17 protein-coding genes, 1 tRNA gene and 2 pseudogenes are annotated in these 17,296 nt (G+C 59.6%); 17 read left to right on the top strand and 3 right to left on the bottom strand.

Annotation, left to right across the window (positions count from 1 at the left end; genetic code table 11):
* Positions 1 to 95: 95 nt before the first annotated feature.
* From pheS to NTD89_RS25335, 5 genes are all read left to right on the top strand, one after another.
* Positions 96 to 1,112 (top strand): phenylalanine--tRNA ligase subunit alpha, encoded by a 1,017-nt coding sequence (gene pheS / locus NTD89_RS25355; RefSeq protein ID WP_057721572.1) that lies wholly within the window; start codon positions 96 to 98, stop codon positions 1,110 to 1,112.
* Positions 1,113 to 1,138: 26 nt separating this feature from the next.
* Positions 1,139 to 3,517, top strand: a complete 2,379-nt coding sequence (gene pheT / locus NTD89_RS25350) for a phenylalanine--tRNA ligase subunit beta (RefSeq protein ID WP_262210330.1) — start codon at positions 1,139 to 1,141, stop codon at positions 3,515 to 3,517.
* 3 nt (positions 3,518 to 3,520) lie between these two features.
* Entirely contained in the window at positions 3,521 to 3,823 is a 303-nt protein-coding gene (ihfA, locus tag NTD89_RS25345) for an integration host factor subunit alpha (protein ID WP_002553164.1), read from the top strand.
* Entirely contained in the window at positions 3,804 to 4,160 is a 357-nt protein-coding gene (locus NTD89_RS25340) for a MerR family transcriptional regulator (protein WP_003174972.1), read from the top strand. Before ihfA ends, NTD89_RS25340 begins: the two co-directional genes overlap by 20 nt.
* Before the next feature lie 90 nt (positions 4,161 to 4,250).
* A tRNA-Pro gene (locus tag NTD89_RS25335) sits at positions 4,251 to 4,327 on the top strand.
* 69 nt (positions 4,328 to 4,396) lie between these two features.
* Here the strand turns inward: NTD89_RS25335 and NTD89_RS25330 are convergent.
* Positions 4,397 to 5,179 (bottom strand): annotated as a pseudogene (locus NTD89_RS25330) (tyrosine-type recombinase/integrase); the annotation flags it as partial.
* Here NTD89_RS25330 and NTD89_RS25325 point away from each other — a divergent pair.
* The 4 genes and pseudogenes from NTD89_RS25325 to NTD89_RS25310 all read left to right on the top strand — a co-directional run.
* Positions 5,173 to 5,301: pseudogene (locus tag NTD89_RS25325) on the top strand (chemotaxis protein); the annotation flags it as partial. The pseudogenes NTD89_RS25330 and NTD89_RS25325 sit on opposite strands and share 7 nt — an antisense overlap.
* Positions 5,301 to 5,639 carry a hypothetical protein gene (locus NTD89_RS25320; protein WP_262210327.1) on the top strand — a complete coding sequence of 113 codons (339 nt, stop codon included), beginning with the start codon at positions 5,301 to 5,303 and terminating at the stop codon, positions 5,637 to 5,639. The pseudogene NTD89_RS25325 and the gene NTD89_RS25320, both read left to right, overlap by 1 nt.
* A gap of 57 nt (positions 5,640 to 5,696) precedes the next feature.
* A complete protein-coding gene (locus NTD89_RS25315) occupies positions 5,697 to 5,927 on the top strand; it encodes a hypothetical protein (protein WP_262210326.1) in 231 nt (76 codons plus the stop codon).
* Complete coding sequence (locus tag NTD89_RS25310; protein WP_262210325.1) at positions 5,927 to 6,115, top strand: hypothetical protein; 189 nt, start codon at positions 5,927 to 5,929, stop codon at positions 6,113 to 6,115. The genes NTD89_RS25315 and NTD89_RS25310 overlap by 1 nt, the downstream gene beginning before the upstream one ends.
* Positions 6,116 to 6,148: 33 nt before the next feature.
* On the opposite strand, the gene NTD89_RS25305 is transcribed toward NTD89_RS25310, so the two are convergent.
* Positions 6,149 to 6,682, bottom strand: a complete 534-nt coding sequence (locus NTD89_RS25305; protein ID WP_262210323.1) for a hypothetical protein — start codon at positions 6,680 to 6,682, stop codon at positions 6,149 to 6,151.
* A 152-nt stretch (positions 6,683 to 6,834) separates the two neighbouring features.
* Between NTD89_RS25305 and NTD89_RS25295 the strand changes: the two genes are divergently transcribed.
* Together NTD89_RS25295 and NTD89_RS25290 are read left to right on the top strand one after the other, a co-directional pair.
* Positions 6,835 to 7,473: a lysis system i-spanin subunit Rz gene (locus NTD89_RS25295; protein ID WP_410017231.1), complete on the top strand. Its 639-nt coding sequence runs from the start codon at positions 6,835 to 6,837 to the stop codon at positions 7,471 to 7,473.
* Positions 7,474 to 7,967: 494 nt separating this feature from the next.
* Positions 7,968 to 9,590: a methyl-accepting chemotaxis protein gene (locus tag NTD89_RS25290; protein WP_262210322.1), complete on the top strand. Its 1,623-nt coding sequence runs from the start codon at positions 7,968 to 7,970 to the stop codon at positions 9,588 to 9,590.
* Between the two features lie 98 nt (positions 9,591 to 9,688).
* Here NTD89_RS25290 and NTD89_RS25285 read toward each other — a convergent pair whose 3' ends face one another.
* Positions 9,689 to 10,315, bottom strand: a complete 627-nt coding sequence (locus tag NTD89_RS25285; protein ID WP_106580540.1) for a CatB-related O-acetyltransferase — start codon at positions 10,313 to 10,315, stop codon at positions 9,689 to 9,691.
* 120 nt (positions 10,316 to 10,435) lie between these two features.
* On the opposite strand from NTD89_RS25285, the gene NTD89_RS29625 reads away from it, so the two are divergent.
* The 6 genes from NTD89_RS29625 to fecE all read left to right on the top strand — a co-directional run bounded on the left by NTD89_RS29625 (position 10,436) and on the right by fecE (position 17,217).
* Positions 10,436 to 10,690, top strand: a complete 255-nt coding sequence (locus NTD89_RS29625; protein WP_410017230.1) for an Lrp/AsnC ligand binding domain-containing protein — start codon at positions 10,436 to 10,438, stop codon at positions 10,688 to 10,690.
* Between the two features lie 97 nt (positions 10,691 to 10,787).
* A complete protein-coding gene (locus tag NTD89_RS25280; RefSeq protein WP_262210319.1) occupies positions 10,788 to 13,193 on the top strand; it encodes a TonB-dependent receptor in 2,406 nt (801 codons plus the stop codon).
* A 356-nt stretch (positions 13,194 to 13,549) separates the two neighbouring features.
* Positions 13,550 to 14,464: a Fe(3+) dicitrate ABC transporter substrate-binding protein FecB gene (locus tag NTD89_RS25275; RefSeq protein WP_410017229.1), complete on the top strand. Its 915-nt coding sequence runs from the start codon at positions 13,550 to 13,552 to the stop codon at positions 14,462 to 14,464.
* A 2-nt stretch (positions 14,465 to 14,466) separates the two neighbouring features.
* Positions 14,467 to 15,456, top strand: coding sequence for an iron-dicitrate ABC transporter permease FecC (fecC, locus tag NTD89_RS25270; RefSeq protein ID WP_262210315.1), 990 nt, complete (start codon positions 14,467 to 14,469; stop codon positions 15,454 to 15,456).
* Complete coding sequence (locus NTD89_RS25265) at positions 15,453 to 16,421, top strand: FecCD family ABC transporter permease (protein WP_145165875.1); 969 nt, start codon at positions 15,453 to 15,455, stop codon at positions 16,419 to 16,421. The genes fecC and NTD89_RS25265 overlap by 4 nt, the downstream gene beginning before the upstream one ends.
* 4 nt (positions 16,422 to 16,425) lie before the next feature.
* Positions 16,426 to 17,217, top strand: coding sequence for a Fe(3+) dicitrate ABC transporter ATP-binding protein FecE (gene fecE, locus NTD89_RS25260; protein ID WP_242199170.1), 792 nt, complete (start codon positions 16,426 to 16,428; stop codon positions 17,215 to 17,217).
* Positions 17,218 to 17,296 lie beyond the last annotated feature (79 nt).

The following is a 17,296-nucleotide window of genomic DNA, read 5'->3' as shown; positions in this document are numbered from 1 at the left end:
CACCCTGGGCTGCTCCTGCAGCTCAAGGTGGTAAACGTCATAAATAGGGGAAGAGCCTTCAAGCTCTTCCCCTATTTTGTATCTGGAGTCTGTACATGGAAAACCTGGACGCGCTCGTCGCTCAAGCCCTTGAGGCTGTGCAAAGCGCTGAAGATGTAAATGCCCTGGAGCAAATCCGGGTTCACTACCTTGGCAAGAAAGGTGAATTGACTCAGGTGATGAAGACCCTGGGGAATTTGCCGGCTGAAGAGCGTCCGCAAGTCGGTGCGCTGATCAACGTTGCCAAGGAGCGTGTCACAGAGGTTCTCAATGCGCGCAAGGCGTCGCTCGAGGAGGCCGATCTTGCGGCCAAACTCGCCGCCGAGTCCATTGACGTGACCCTGCCTGGCCGTGGCCAGGCCTCGGGCGGTCTGCATCCGATCACCCGGACTCTGGAACGTATCGAGCAGTTCTTTACCCACATCGGCTACGGCATTGCCGAAGGCCCTGAGGTCGAAGACGACTATCACAACTTCGAGGCGCTCAACATCCCAGGCCATCACCCGGCCCGGTCGATGCACGACACCTTCTATTTCAACGCGAACATGCTGTTGCGCACCCATACCTCGCCGGTACAGGTCCGCACAATGGAAGCGACCAAGCCGCCGATCCGCATCGTCTGCCCAGGCCGTGTGTACCGTAGCGACTCGGATATCACCCACTCGCCGATGTTCCACCAGGTCGAAGGCCTGCTGGTTGATCGCGATATCAATTTCGCCGACCTCAAAGGCACCATCGAAGAATTCCTGCGGGTGTTCTTCGAGAAAGAGCTGGCGGTGCGTTTCCGTCCTTCGTTCTTCCCGTTCACCGAGCCGTCCGCTGAAGTCGACATGGAATGCGTGATGTGCAGCGGCAAAGGCTGCCGCGTCTGCAAACAGACCGGTTGGCTGGAAGTGATGGGCTGCGGCATGGTTCACCCTAACGTGCTGCGCATGTCCGGGATCGACCCGGAAGAGTTCTCGGGCTTTGCCTTCGGCATGGGCGTTGAGCGCCTGGCCATGCTGCGTTACGGCGTGAACGACTTGCGTCTGTTCTTCGACAACGACTTGCGGTTCCTCGCGCAATTTCGCTAGTCGTAACGAATCTTTAGGAGAGCAGGATGAAATTCAGTGAACAATGGCTGCGTGGCTGGGTAAGCCCGCAGGTAGATCGCGACGAGCTGGTTGCTCGTCTGTCGATGGCCGGTCTTGAGGTCGATAGCGTCACGCCGGCCGCCGGTGTTTTCAGCGGCGTCGTGGTGGGCGAGGTGCTGAGCACCGAGCAGCACCCGGATGCCGACAAATTGCGTGTGTGCCAGGTCAGTGACGGCGCGCAGACGTTTCAGGTCGTGTGCGGAGCGCCTAACGTGCGCCCGGGCCTGAAGATTCCGTTTGCCATGATCGGCGCCGAACTGCCGGGTGACTTCAAGATCAAGAAAGCCAAGCTGCGTGGCGTTGAATCCAACGGCATGCTGTGCTCCCAGGCTGAACTGCAAGTGGGCGAAGGCAACGACGGCCTGATGGAACTGCCGGCCGACGCGCCAGTGGGCCAGGACATCCGCGTTTACCTGGAACTCGAAGACGCCAGCATCGAGGTCGACCTGACCCCGAACCGTGGCGACTGTCTGTCCCTGGCCGGTCTGGCACGCGAAGTGGGTGCGTTGTATAACGTCCCGGTTACTCGTCCGGTGGTTGCCGCCGTGCCCGCTGTGCACGATGAAGTGCGCCCGATCGAAGTCTTGGCTCCCAACGCTTGCCCGCGTTACCTGGGCCGTGTGATCCGCAACGTCGACCTGTCCAAGCCAACCCCGCTGTGGATGGTTGAGCGCCTGCGCCGCGCCGATGTACGCAGCATCGACGCTGCCGTCGACATCACCAACTACGTGATGCTGGAGCTGGGCCAACCGCTGCACGCGTTCGATCTCGCCGAAATCAACGGCGGCATCCGCGTCCGCATGGCTGAAGAAGGCGAGAAGCTGGTACTGCTCGACGGCCAGGAAGTGGCCCTGCGCGCCGATACCCTGGTGATCGCCGATCATTCCCGCGCCCTGGCCATTGCCGGCGTGATGGGTGGCGAGCACAGCGGCGTGTCCGCGACCACGCGTGATATTTTCCTTGAAAGTGCGTTCTTTGATCAGATCGCCATCGCTGGCAAAGCCCGTTCCTACGGCCTGCACACTGATGCTTCGCACCGCTATGAGCGTGGCGTGGACTGGAATCTGGCCCGTGAAGCCATGGAGCGCGCCACTGGCCTGCTGCTGGAAATCACCGGCGGCGAAACTGGCCCGATCACTGAAACCGTGAGCGAGCAGCACCTGCCATCCGTTGCACCGATCACCTTGCGCGCCAAGAGCGTCGAGCAAATGCTCGGCCTGGTGATCGAGCCGGCTCAGATCGAGCAACTGCTGTCGGCCCTCGGCCTGAGCATTGCCGCGAGCGGGGAAGGGCAGTGGCACGTCGAAGTGCCAAGCCATCGCTTCGATATCAGCCTGGAAGTTGACCTGATCGAAGAACTGGCCCGCCTGTATGGCTACAACCGCCTGCCGGTTCGCTATCCGCAAGCACGCCTGGCGCCGCAGCCTAAAGCTGAGGCCCGTGCGCACCTGCCGGAGTTGCGTCGCCTGCTGGTCGCTCGTGGCTACCAGGAAGCGGTGACCTACAGCTTCATCGATCCTAAACAGTTCGAGTTGTTCAACCCGGGCGTCGAGCCACTGCTGTTGGCTAACCCGATCTCGAACGACATGGCGGCCATGCGTTCGTCGTTGTGGCCGGGCCTGGTAAAGGCACTGTCCCACAATCTTAATCGTCAGCAAGACCGCGTGCGCATGTTCGAAAGCGGTCTGCGTTTTGTCGGCCAACTCGACGGCCTGAAACAAGAACCGATGCTGGCTGGCGTGGTGTGCGGCAGCCGCCTGCCTGAGGGCTGGGCCCAAGGCCGCGACGCCGTGGACTTCTTCGACGTCAAGGCTGACGTGGAAGCGGTATTGGGCTTTGCCGGCGCGCTTGACGATTTCACGTTCGTGCCGGGCAGCCACCCAGCGTTGCACCCAGGCCAGACTGCGCGTATCGAACGCGAAGGGCGCCTGGTGGGCTACGTAGGTGCCATCCACCCGGAGTTGTCGAAAACCCTCGGCCTGGACCGTCCGGTATTCGTTTTTGAGCTAGTCTTGGCGGAAGTTGCGTCGGGCAAGATGCCTAAATTCAGCGAGTTGTCGCGCTTCCCTGAAGTGCGTCGTGACCTGGCCCTGATCGCCGATCGCGAAGTCGCCGCCACTGCCGTTCTGGATGTAATCCGTGAAAATGCAGGGGAATGGCTGACAGACCTCAGGCTATTTGACGTCTATCAGGGTAAAGGCATTGATCCGCATAGAAAAAGCCTTGCAGTTGGCTTGACCTGGCAGCATCCATCGCGCACTCTTAATGACGATGAGGTGAATACCACGACACAAAATATCCTCACCTCGCTTGAACAAAGGTTGAACGCCACGTTAAGGAAGTGACGTATGGGGGCTTTGACGAAAGCTGAGATGGCGGAACGTCTGTACGAAGAGCTGGGTCTGAACAAACGCGAAGCCAAGGAATTGGTCGAGCTGTTTTTTGAAGAAATCAGGCACGCTCTGGAAGACAACGAACAGGTCAAATTGTCCGGTTTCGGCAATTTTGACCTGCGGGACAAACGCCAGCGGCCTGGCCGCAATCCAAAAACGGGAGAAGAAATCCCGATCACGGCTCGCCGTGTGGTCACCTTTCGTCCAGGGCAGAAGTTGAAGGCCCGAGTTGAGGCTTATGCTGGAACCAAGTCATAACGACGAACTACCCGTCATCCCAGGCAAACGCTACTTCACCATTGGTGAAGTCAGCGAGCTCTGTGCGGTCAAGCCGCACGTGCTGCGCTATTGGGAGCAGGAGTTTCCTCAACTCAACCCCGTCAAACGCACCGGGAACCGTCGGTATTATCAGCGCCAGGATGTGCTGATGATCCGACAGATCCGCGCGTTGCTGTACGACCAAGGGTTCACCATCAGTGGCGCGCGCCAGCGCATGTCCGGTGATGAAGCCAAAGACGACACCACCCAATACAAGCAACTGATCCGCCAGATGATCTCCGAACTCGAAGATGTGCTGGTGGTTTTGAAGAAATAACGCCGGCTTTTAAAATACTTCCACATTTCAAAAGCTTGCGGTATATTCCGGATCGCTTCGTAGCGAAGCGAACCCAGTAACACGCCTAGTCGGGGCGTAGCGCAGTCCGGTAGCGCACTAGCATGGGGTGCTAGGGGTCGAGTGTTCGAATCACTCCGTCCCGACCATATTTTTCAATGACTTAGCCGAACTCTAACCAGTTCGGCTTTTTCATGCATAGGGACTTTTGCGGGGGATCAGCCCGATTTCCTTCTCAAGATAGTCAGCGCTGGCCCCCTAGAGTCAGTTGCCGACACTTTGTTCGCAGCCTCAATCAGGTGCTGCAGCTCCGGGGTAGAATAGTGGCTCGTAATGCTGCCGTTCTTGTGCCCCAACAATGCTTTCCGATCCTCCTCTGTCACGCCCGCTGCACGTAGCCTTCTGCCAAAGGTGTGCTTTAGGTCGTGAATCCGGAATGCCCTGAACCCTGGATGCGCCGGCGACTGGTTGGCTACCTCCCACTTGTCCGCCGCGCGCTTCCTGGCCTTCCTCCAGGCCGTGTCGTTCATTCTGTCCATGGTGGTGGCCCCATATTGATCTGGCTGTCCGTAGGGGAACACCAAGTCTTTATGCAGGCCGAGTTGCTTGTCGATGATGTTCATCGCCACTCTGTTCAGGATCACCAGGCGTTCATCGCCGTTCTTCACACCTGCTTTATCACTTCGCCCACCGAATCCGGCAGGTATCAAAAACACACTGGTGTTCAGATCCGGCACCCGTATTTCCCACTCCCATCGTAACTTGCACACTTCCTGTTCCCGGCACCCCGTGTTCACCTTATAGAGGGCCATCCTCAACAGGTGATCCGGCAGTTCAGGGAACAGAATCGCCTGCTCTTCCCAGGACATCGGGTAGGGTTTCCGGGCAGACCTCTTTTCCTCAAGCATCGATATCATCGGCACGCTCTCCAGCCACGGCCGCTTTTCAGCATCGCGCCACTTGCGGTGGCATAGGTTTAAAATCCTGACGACGCGCTGCAGTAGGGGGCATGGAAGGGAAGATCGAATCCCTCACAAGCCAGGTCGCGCAGCTCACGGCAACGGTCACCTCGCAGAGCGAAGAGATCGCCCGACTGCGAACCAAGCTGGGAGGCATCAACTGATGGACAGATGCGCAATCAACTTCATCGCCCGCCATTGGTGGCGGCGCGCCGAAGTATGGGGCATTGCGATCCTGCTGGTGTTCGGCGGGCTGACACTTGGCTACCAAGCCGGCGTGTGGTCCGCCAGTAGCGAGCAGACCAAACAGCTTGCCGAGGTTCGCGCCGCTTACGACGCCGCACTGGGCAAGCGCGACCTGCGACTGACTACCCTGGCCGAGAAGACCCAGGACGCTGCAGTGAAGGTGCAAGACGCTTCACGCTCCGCAGTCCAGGTGGCTGATATCGCTAGCAAGGCGGCCGAGAAGGTCAGCGAAGCGGTAGAGCGGCAGGCGCCGTAATCCGCGCCACGTTTTCGAATGCGCCAAATCGTGGCGCGCAATCATGAGGAATCCCCCATGGATAACCAGCACAAGAAAATCACCGGCTACCGCGACCTGAGTCAGTCCGAGATCGACGGCATGAACTCGATCAAAGCTCTGGAAGCCGACGCCGGCGAGCTGTTCAAGCAGATCGGCCAGATTGAAGGCGTTGACCCGCGACTGTTAGCGTTGGCAAAGTCCAATCTGCAGCAGGGTTTCATGTGGTTTGTGCGCTCGATCGCTAAACCTGCCGATCCGTTCAGCTGATGAGCAACGTAACCCGCCTGCGCCACGCGCTGCCGATGAGCCAGGACATCAACAAGGCACTGACCGACCTGGATGTTGCCATCGCCAAGGCGGTCGACGCTGCTCGGGTCGCCGGAATCCCTCAAGGGCTGATCGTCGCGGAGCTGCATGGGCACGCACACGTACAAACCCACATCATGGTGAGTTGAATAGCCGTAAGGAGCTGGGGTGAGATCAGGCAGTTAACGTTTTATCCCCATGCAAGCATCCAATGAGTCTTTGCTCCGTTCCAGCGCCGCCAGTGTCTCTCTGCGCTGCTCTCCTCGAGTCGAGAATACATCCAGTGCCGATATAGCGAGTTTGCTCTCCAGTCTTGAAATATCTTGCCTGTAGGGTTCGCAGCGTTTATCAGATGCCGTGAGTGCTTTGTAGGTTTCAGCTTCTGCCTTAGAGTTCAAAGCGTCCCGATTGATGGAGGCGAGTTGTTTATCGAACTCTTCGAGACGAACCTCTTTCGTGGCGAGATCGATTCGGCTTTGGAGCAGTGAATCGTTGAGCTGCTTGTTTTCGAGGTGAGCTGACTCAAGGTCCTTTCTCACCTCCGCCAACTTGTCAGTCAGGTGTTTGACGTCGCTTCTAAGTTGACTTCGTTCATCTACGACATTGATCGCAAAAATTAACAGTACTGTGAAGCTTGCAAACCACGTCCCGTCCTTTAGCAAGCTAAGAAGTTTGAATCTTGGGGGCTTAGGTTCTTGATGGCTCAGGTCTTTCATTTCATTAAGCTCTAGGTCGTTCGTTACGCACGAGAACCTACCATCTCAAAGACGTTATGGGGGAGTCGTGAAAAGGCCGATGCCTGTTGCTTCGTTGCTCGATCCCTTAGATTTTGTCTTCTCACAATATTCGCCTGACCCCAGCTCCAGAGGTGTGGGACTGGCTCCAAGCCGAGATCCTTGCCGAAACCGGTAGCATTCACAACGAAGACCATGCCCACCTATTGGATGCAGACATCCGGGTGATGTGGGCGTCATCGAGCTTCGAGAAGCAGGGCAGAACAGTTCTTGGCCAGGCCGAACAGGTAGCCTTCCGCGCCGGCGGTTGGCAGAAAGCCCGGATGGAGCAACAGATGCGTGATTGGTTCGCCGAGCAGGCCGGCCTGCACAAGGATGATTTGGCCGCAATAGCTAAAGCCGCCAGCGCGCAAGCCCGCGCAGAACAGAACAAGCGCCTGGCCATCGAGCAGGATCTCGCGGCCCAGGACCAACAACACACTCGAGAACTATCCGATGCTCAACGTAACCAGGCTCTGCTGCGCGATCGCCTTGCCACTGCTGATGTGCGGCTGTCAGTCCTCCTTGCCGACGATCCAGCCAGTGGCTGCAACGTGCCTACCGCCGCCGGCACCGTCGGCGTGGTTCATGCAGCCCGTCGAGCCCAACTTGACCCAGCGCATGCTCAAAGAATTATCGGCATCACCGACGCCGGCGACCAAGGATTGATCGCGCTGCGGGCCTGTCAGGGTTATGTGAAAAGCATTTTAACTTCGCACTGGAGGAGTTATTAAGTTATGGGTAAGCAGTCCTTTTTGGCGCTTTTGTCTTGCTCATCGCTGCCGTCGATTTTGTGACCAGCGCATTGGGGTAGGGGTTTTCCTAACCGCTGTTTCAACATTCCTTTACTTAAATAGGGGTTGTCTGACGGTTGCGATGATGTCAATGAGCCATTGTTTTGCTAGAGGCTCGATCACCGGTCCACCAGCGGCTACAGGTTATGAGTGGGAGACAAGCAGTGATCGAGCGGACTCCAACCATTCTGCAGCTTTGGCTCCGCTTCCCGTGAGGGGTGGCAGCCTGCTATGGGGGGCTTTCTGTTGACTAAACGTGATGCCCAGACTCATGTCTTAAGGCGCACTCCAGTAAATTTGATGCCTGTTGAGAGCGCCACTCAAGCTAGGGCACTAGCAGTCGATAAAGAGTGATGTCGATACGACATCATTCGATCTTTGCATTAAAAATCTAAAAGTCCGAGCCAAGGATGCTCCACCATTCGAGCATACATATGTATAGCAAACTCAGTATTTCCCAAAGGCTCTACCTCAGCTTTGCCGCCATCGTGTTTCTGTTGGGCATCCTTGTCATCAGCGCATACCGTGGGTTCGGACAGGTCGACAGTGCGATCAGCAGCAACGTCCACAGTTATCGCGTGTTAAGTCAGTCCAAGATAGCCCTTGAACAGTTGATCAATATCGAGACCGGTATGCGCGGCTTCGTCATCACCGGCAAGGACAACTTTCTTGAGCCCCAGATTGCCGGTGAAAGTACATTCTCTAGCAGTCTTGCGACGCTCAAAGAACTGACGATTGATAACGCCGAGCAGCAGAAACGGCTTGCCTCATTGGAGCAGCTACAAAAGCGGTGGCTGGACGAAGACGTTCATTCGATCATCGCGCAACGGCGTGAGCTGACGCAAAGCGGCACCTCCGGTGATTCGCTGAATCAGCGCATAAGCAGCGGCGCAGACAAAGCCAAAATGGATGGCATGCGCGGCATTATTGCAGAGCTATCGCAGGCAGAAGACGTTCTGTTGGCAAGCCGCACTCAAGAGATGAACAACGCCAAGGATCGCGCGATTACGATTCTGGTGGCCGGTGGTTTGATTGCGGCCTTTTTGGCGGTCATCCTCGCCTATGCTTTAGGCCGCACCACGCGCGCCCGCCTGCAAGTGGCTATAGACGCGGCGACAGCGGTTGCCGAAGGTAGATTGGACACCGTGATTGATACCAGCAGCAGCGATGAACTGCCCAGGGCATTTGATCGCATGCAAACGCGCCTGCGGGAAATGATTCAGCAGATCAATCAAGCTGCCAGTCAATTGATTGAATCCGTACAGAAGATTTCAGGAGCTTCGGAGCAGCTTTCCAGCGCGGTAAACGAACAATCAAACTCGGCATCCGCGATGGCGGCCACGGTTGAAGAACTTACGGTAAGTATCAACCATGTATCCAATAACGCAGGCGAGGCCGGCGGACTCGCTCATCGCTCTGGTCAGCAATCAATAGATGGATCCACCGTCATCCAGAACACACTGACCAGCATGAATGGTATCGCGAAGACCGTGCAGCATGCCTCAACCAAAGTGTCAGAGTTGGGCCACCATTCCGAGCAGATATCTACCATTATCAGTGTTATTCAAGGCATCGCAGATCAAACCAATCTCCTCGCCCTCAACGCTGCCATTGAGGCTGCTCGAGCGGGTGAACAAGGCCGCGGCTTTGCAGTAGTCGCCGACGAGGTACGGTTGCTCGCGCAGAACACCGGTAAATCTACCCAGGAAATTGCCGGCATGATCGACAAGATCCAACTCGGAGTCCGTGAGACTGTGGAGAGTATGCGCAGCGGCGTGATGGAAGTTAGCCAGGGTGTGGAAATGGCGGAGTCAGCTGGCAAGGCTATTACTGAAATTAGTCAAAGCTCTGGCCAAGTGCTCGAGGTGGTCGAACAGATTTCTTTGGCCTTGCGTGAGCAAACAGCTGCAAGTCAGGACGTCGCACGTAACGTCGAACGATCTGCACAGATGGCTGAGCAAAATAATCAGTCTGTGCAAGATCTTCTGCGCACCAGCAACGATTTGAATCAGTTGGCGATAGGACTTAAACAGGAAGTAGGTCGGTTTCGTCTGTAATGGAGTGGCAGAAACCATATTCTTGATCAAGCCCAACCTGAAAAGGTTGGGCTTTTTCATGCGCGCTATTTTTTCCGTGGGCTGCCTGTCGGCACCCGTCAGGCGCCAGTGGCGCGCTGCTTGAGGTAATCCACAAACGGGTCGATATCCGTGCTGCAGAGCAAATGAGCGATCGCGCGCACCTCGGTTTCCGGCCATTCCCACCAGGCGGACTGTTCGAGGATCTGGCGGGTGGGCTCATCGAAGCGCCAGCGGATATGTTTGGCGGGGTTGCCGCCCACGATGGCGTACGGGGCAACGTCCTTGGTCACAATGGAGCCGGCCGCGACGACCGCGCCATTGCCGATGGTGACGCCGGACAGAATCTTCGCGTGCGAGCTGATCCAGCAATCATTGCCAATGATCACGTCGCCCTTGCTGCCACCAAAATCAGTGATGTGCGCGAGGCTTTTGACCTTGGCCGGGAAGGGATAGCAACTGAGCCAATCGGTGCGATGATGGCCCCCCAGGTACACTTCGACATTGCCGGCAATGGACGTGTAGGCACCCACGCGCAAGGTCGTGCCTTCATGCCAGTCGTGAACCTTCAGGTCCCCGTAGGTCCCTATGCCAAAGCTGTAGTCGGGGTAACGGTTGCGCAGTTTCTGCGTCGAACGCTCCAGGGGGGAGAGCGCGCGTAATGCCTTGCGCGCTTGATGTTCGCGCCATTTACGCAATAGTTTCATGCGTCGAGCCTTCTTGCAGAGGTTGAAATCAGGCCGCCATCCTGAGCAATGGGTGGCTTCTATGCAAGACGAAAATGCTCAGGGTAATGGCCGGGAGAACCCTGGCACATAAGCGTTTAGCTGCCAACCACCGCCAGCAGCAACAGTCCCATCAACGTCACCAGCAGGGTTGATCAGGCACGCCAGGCGCACCCACTGACCTTCTTCTCCACCCTGGTCCTGGACAGTTTCGACGGGTCGATCCTGCCCCAGGCGCGCCATTGCTACCCCGTCACCGGCGAAGTGGATTTCGTGCTGATACTGAATGTCGCCAGCCTGCGGGAATACCAGGCGCTGGACCGGGGCAAGGTGGGGCTAAAAGTACCGATCAGTTGAGCGCTTCATTGTCTGAAAAAAAATGGCCGATGCCTGTCCCTTTTTTTCACCTCGCCTGTCATTCATGGCAAGTGAATCAAATCGAGAGCTTCCGCCAATGCCCGCCGTCCCACCCTTGCGCCTGCGCCCGTTACTGAACTTGAGCCTGATGCTGAGCCTCAGTGCCAGCCCATTATTCGTCCCGATCAGCTATGCCGAAGACAGCAGTGCTCGGCGCAGCTACCAGGTGCCGGCCGGCAGCCTGAGCGCGGCGTTGACCCGTTTCGCCGGGTTGTCGGGGGTCAATCTGTCGGTAGATCCTGCGTTGGTCAGCGGTCGCAGCAGCAGTGGCCTGGCCGGCGAATATGGCGTGGAGGAGGGCTTTGCTCACCTGTTGCAAGGCTCTGGCCTGCAATTGCAACCGATGGGTGAGCAGGCGTACAGGCTGGTGCCGGTGCCCGAAGGCAGCAGCCTGCAATTGGCGCCGACGTCAATCATCGGCAGCGCGGGGCAGGAGGGCGGCGATACCTACGCTGGCGGGCAAGTGGCGCGTCGTGGCTCGCAGGGTTTGCTCGGTTCGCGGGACTTCATGGAAACGCCGTTCAGCATGACCACCTACACCGAGGAAGCGGTGAAGAACCAGCAGGCGCGCACCCTCGGCGACCTGGTCGCCAGCGACCCCTCAGTGCGCGCCACCAACCCGGCCGGTGGGCGCTATGAGCAGTTCACCATTCGCGGATTCAGTCTGTTCAACAGTGATGTGGCCTACAACGGCCTGTACGGCGTGTTGCCGACGTACACCATCGACATGGAAATGGCCGAGCGCGTCGATATCCTCAAAGGCCCGAGCCAGTTGCTCAACGGCATCTCACCACGCGGCAGCGTCGGCGGCGGAATCAACGTGGTGCCCAAGCGCGCCACCGACAAAGACATCAATTCGTTTACCGGTACCTGGGCCTCCGGCAGCCAGGCTGGCGGCGCGGTGGACGTGGGTCGGCGCTTTGGTGAGGACAACAAATTCGGCATCCGTTTCAACGGCGTGAAGCAGTCTGGCGACACCGAGTGGGACCACCAGAGTGTCGACCGTGAGATGGCCGTTCTGGGCCTGGATTTTCGTGGCGATCGCCTGCGCCTTTCCACTGACATCGGTCACACCGAGCGTGACACCGATGCCCCGCAGGAGCGTGTCCAGATCGGCCCGAATGCCCGCGTGCCGAGTGCCAGCGATGTGCGCCGCAACTACGCGCAACCCTGGAGCAAGGCCAGCACCAACGACACGTTCGGCACCGTCAACGGCGAGTTCGACCTCACTGATAGCGTGATGCTCTACGGCGGTGTTGGCGCGCGGAAAAGTAATCACGACTTCCTGCGCCACGCGGTGTCCGTCACCAACAACGCCGGGGATTTCAGCGTGCAGCCGCGTGATTTTACCCGTGACGAAAACGTGCGCACCGCCACGGCGGGCGTGCGCAGTTGGTTGCACACCGGCCCCGTCAGCCATGAGCTCAACCTGGCTGCCAGCTACTTTTATATGGACTTTGAAAATGGCGGGGCGCGCTACGCGGCGGCGCCAAGTAACCTTTACGACCCCGTGCAAACCCCGACCCCCTCGCGGCCGACGCGCTTCGATTCCAAGGTCTACACAGAGAATAAGTTCAGCGGTGTCGCGCTGTCCGACACCCTGGGTTTCTTTGACGACCGATTGCTGCTGACCCTCGGCGCGCGCTGGCAGCGGGTGAAGGTGGATGACTGGACCGACAACGTCAAAGGTGACACCGCCTATGACGAGGAAAAAGTCTCGCCGTCGGGTGGCATCCTCTTCAAGGCCACCGACACGTTGTCGCTGTATGCCAACTACATGGAAGGCCTGAGCCAGGGCAAAATCGCACCTTCTACCTCGATCAACGAAGACGAAATCTTCCCGCCGTTTATCAGCCGGCAGGTCGAAGTCGGTGCCAAATACGACGCGGGCGCCTTTGCCGTCACCGCCGCCGTGTTCCGCATCAAACAGCCAGCCTATGAAACCAACGCCACCACGCGAGTGTTCGGCCCCAACGGCAAACGCCAGAACGACGGGGTGGAGCTGAGTGTGTTTGGCGAGCCGCTCAAGGGCTTTCGCCTGCTCGGTGGCGTGATGTACATCGACAGCGAGCTGACCCATACCACCAACGGCACCTACGACGGCAACCGCGCACCGGCCACACCCAAGTACAACGTGAACCTGGGGGCGGAATGGGATGTGCCGACGCTCGAGGGTTTGACCCTGACCAGCCGGGGCATTTATTCCAGCTCGCAGTACCTGGATCAGTCCAACGTGAAAGAAATTGATGCCTGGAACCGCATCGACGTCGGCGCGCGTTACGCCTTCAAGGTGGATGACAAACACATCACCTTGCGCGCCAATATCGAGAACGTCGCCGATAAACGCTACTGGAGCTCGGCCGGAGCCTCGGATGACAGCGAACCGGGATTGACCCTGTCGACACCGCGTACGTACTTGCTCTCGGCCACCGTCGACTTCTAACTGCGCAACTTGAGGGCAAGCGGGCTTGTCGAGGCAAGCGTGCTTGATGTGGCGAGCGGGCTTGCCCCGCGTTGGGCTGCGAAGCGGCCCCAAAACCTGCCAATGAGTTCTGACTGAAAAAACTTCGGTGACTGAATAGGGGCTGCTGCGCAGCCCAACGCGGGGCAAGCCCGCTCGCCACAACAAGCCCGCTCGCCACAACAGCCCAACTGCCAACAGGATGTACAGCGCTTGTAAATGAAAAGGCGTTAATAAGAATGTTTTTTGATTGCATCGTCCCGATATGGAATAGTACCCGCCGTTTTCCCCAGCCTGTCCAGCCGGGGTGTTCCAACGCCGAGGTCCCTGTCATGCGAATGCTGCGCTCCATCCCGACCCTTGCCGCCTGCCTCCTGGCGTTCTCTTCCAGTGTGTTAAGCGCTGCGCCCATCGACCTCAATGATGGTCAGCACGCAGTGCACTTGCCGGATGTGCCCAAGCGCGTGGTGGTGCTGGAGTTTTCCTTTCTCGACAGCCTCGCCGCTGTTGACGTTACGCCCGTAGGCGCTGCCGATGATGGCGACGCCAACCGAGTGCTGCCACGCGTGCGCCAGGCCATCGGCCAATGGAAATCGGTGGGCCTGCGCTCGCAGCCGAGCATCGAGGAAATCGCCCGGCTCAAGCCGGACCTGATCGTCGCCGACCTCAATCGCCACCAGGCGCTGTACAGCGACCTGTCGAGCATCGCGCCCACCTTGCTGTTGCCTTCGCGTGGTGAGGATTACCAGGGCAGCCTCAAATCCGCCGAGCTGATCGGCAAGGCCCTGGGCAAAAGCCCGCAGATGGAGGCGCGTATTGCGCAGAACCGCGAGCATTTGCAGGCGATTGCCAAGCAGATACCCGCCGGTGCCAGCGTGCTGTTCGGCGTCGCCCGGGAAGACAGCTTTTCCGTGCACGGCCCGGACTCCTACGCCGGCAGCGTGCTGCAAGCCATTGGCCTGAAAGTACCTTCGGTGCGCGCCAACGCCGCCCCCACCGAGTTTGTCAGCCTGGAGCAATTGCTCGCGCTGGATCCGGGCTGGTTGCTGGTCGGTCACTACCGCCGCCCAAGCATCGTCGACACCTGGAGCAAGCAGCCGCTGTGGCAAGTGCTTGGTGCGGTGCGTAACCACCATGTGGCCGAAGTCGACGGCGACAGCTGGGCGCGCAATCGCGGTGTGTTGGCCTCGGAGCAAATCGCCGAAGACGCCCTGGCCATTCTCAAAGGCGGCAAAGCCGTACTGAGCCAATAAGCATGGGCCGAAGTCTCGCGGCAGCGAGTATCGTGCTGCTGGGCGCTTTATTGTTCTGGCTCTCTTTGTACAGCTGGTCACCGTTCACCCTCACGGCGACGGATGCCTGGAATGGCTTGGTTCACCAGGGCAGCGTGGGCGGCAATATGGCCTATATCGTCGCCCAGTTGCGGGTGCCGCGAGCGGTATGCGCGGCCTTGGTCGGGGCCTGCCTGGGCCTGGCCGGTGCACTGATGCAGGGCATTACCCGCAACCGCCTGGCATCGCCGTCGCTGTTTGGTGTAACGGCAGGTGCGGCGCTGGGGTTGGCATTGTTCTCGACCGGCCTGGTCGCGCCACCCTTCGCCGGCGGCGCGTTGTTGATGACCTGCGTGGGCGGCGCATTGGCCTGGATTACCGTGTTCAGTCTGGGCGGTGCGTGGTCGCCCGCCACCGCCCAAGGTCGCCTGGTATTGGCCGGCGTGGCCGTGGCGGCGCTGTGCGCAGCATTGACGCGGCTCACGGTGATTCTGGTCGAGGCTCAGGCACAAAGCGTGCTGAACTGGCTGGCCGGCTCCCTGGCGAACGTCGGCGCGGCCCAGGTGCAATTACTCTGGCCTTGCACCTTGATCGGCGGCCTGTGGGCGCTGTGGTGCGCGCCGCGCCTGAACCTGATCAACCTGGGCGAAGACGCTGCACGCTCGCTGGGCGTGGGCATCGCCAGCCTGCGTCTGCAGGTATTTTTCGCCAGCCTGTTGCTGGTGGGGGCCAGCGTCTGCGCCGTCGGCCCCATCGGTTTTGTCGGGCTGATCGCGCCGAATATCATTCGGCAATTTCTCGGCAATGACTACCGCTGGCTGATCCCGATGAGTGCAGCCCTGGGCGCGGCGATCGTGCTCGGCGCCGACTTGCTCAGCCGCGCTGTGGCCTTTCCGGTGGAAACCCCGGCGGGTGTGGTGACCGCGCTGATCGGTGCGCCGTTCTTCCTCTTTCTTGCCAGGCGCGCGCTATGACCCAACCCCGATTACGCCTATGGCTGCTGCTCGGCATGTTGCTGGTGGCGACCGGTGTCAGCCTCAGTGCCGGCACGGTGTGGCTCACCCCGGAAACGGTGCTGGACCGTCTGCTGGCCCACAACGCCCTCGACTTCGAAGTGTGGAACCATCGCCTGCCACGCAGCCTGATCGCCATCCTCGCCGGCTGCGCGTTCGGCCTGGCCGGGGCGATTGTCCAGGGTGTGATTCGCAACCCGCTGGCCTCGCCGGAAATCCTCGGCGTCACTCAAGGCGCCGGGCTGGCACTGACGGTGGCGATCATCGGCTGGCCGCACATGCCGATTGCCTGGTTGCCCCTGGTGGCCTGCCTCGGCGGTGCGGGTGGCGCCTTGCTGCTTGCGCTGTACAACACCGGCGTGAGTTTTTCCGGGGTGCGTTTCGCGCTGTCGGGCGTGGCGATTGCGGTCACGTTGTCCAGCGTTACCGAGTTTCTGATCCTCTCCCATCCGCTGGATATCAACACCGCCTTGCTCGCATTGACCGGCAGTTTGTGGAGCCGCAACTGGCACCACGTGGCGCTGGTGTTGCCGTTTCTGCTGCTGATTCCGTTGGGCCTGTGCCTGGCCAAACCGCTGAACCTGATTGCCTTGGGTGACGAAGCCGCCCACAGCCTGGGCACCGCACTGACCCGCACGCGCTGGTTGGCGATGGCGTGCGCGGTGGTCCTGACCAGCCTCGGCGTGGGGGTGATCGGGCCGATTGGGTTTATCGGCCTGGTCGCGCCGCACATGGCGCGGCGGCTGGTGGGCGGGCATCACCTGTATCTGCTGCCGGCGGCGATGCTGATCGGCGCGCTGTTGCTGGTGCTGGCCGACACCCTCGGACGCACGTTGATCGCGCCCAGCGAAATCCCTGCGGGGGTGCTGACGGCGGTGATTGGCGCGCCGTATTTTCTTTGGTTGCTGGCACGGTTCAAGGGCTGATGACATGAGCATTTTAAAAGCACATCAACTCGACATCGGCTACGGCGCCACGCGCATCGTGCAGGGTTTGTCGTTCGCGCCGCCACCGGGGCGTGTCACTGCGTTGATCGGGCCCAATGGCTGCGGCAAGTCCACCTTGCTCAAGGCCTTCGCGCGCATCCTCAAGCCAAGCCAGGGCGAGTTGACGTTGGGGGATCAAGCCTACGCCAGCCTGTCCGCTCGTCAGTTGGCACAACAGATCGCATTTTTGCCCCAGGTGTTGCCGGTGCCGGAAGGCGTCAGCGTGCGCCAACTGATCGCTTATGGCCGCAGCCCGCATAACTCGCTGTGGGGACGCCTGAGCGGCCACGACCAGGCCCACGTGACCCAAGCCATGCAGCGCCTCGAGCTCGACGCCCTGGCCGACCGTGCCCTGGCGGACTTGTCCGGAGGCCAGCGCCAACGCGCGTGGCTGGCGATGGTGCTGGCGCAGAACGCACCGGTGGTGCTGCTCGACGAACCCACTACCTATCTCGACATCAGTCACCAGGTCGAACTGCTCGACCTGATGGGCGAACTGGCCGCCGAAGGCAAGACCGTGATCACCGTGCTCCATGACATCAACCAGGCCTGCCGCTATGCCGACCACCTGGCGGTGATGCACGGCGGCAAACTGGTCGCGCACGGCGCGCCCGCCGAAGTGATCAGCGCCGAACTGATGCGTCAAGTATTCGATGTGCAGGTGCAGATCATGCGCGAGCCGGTGGCCGGCACACCCATGTGCCTCGTGGAAAAAAGCACCCGAAATCAAGCCTGACGCCACTCAACCTGTGGGAGCTGGCTTGCCTGCGAAAGCGGTGGGTCAGTGATAGCAGGCTGGCTGATCCACCGCCATC

Source organism: Pseudomonas sp. 14P_5.3_Bac1 (assembly GCF_025466135.1).
Taxonomy (GTDB): Bacteria; Pseudomonadota; Gammaproteobacteria; order Pseudomonadales; family Pseudomonadaceae; genus Aquipseudomonas.
Note: the sequence above shows the minus strand (reverse complement) of the source record. Positions and strands in the feature narration are given on the sequence as shown.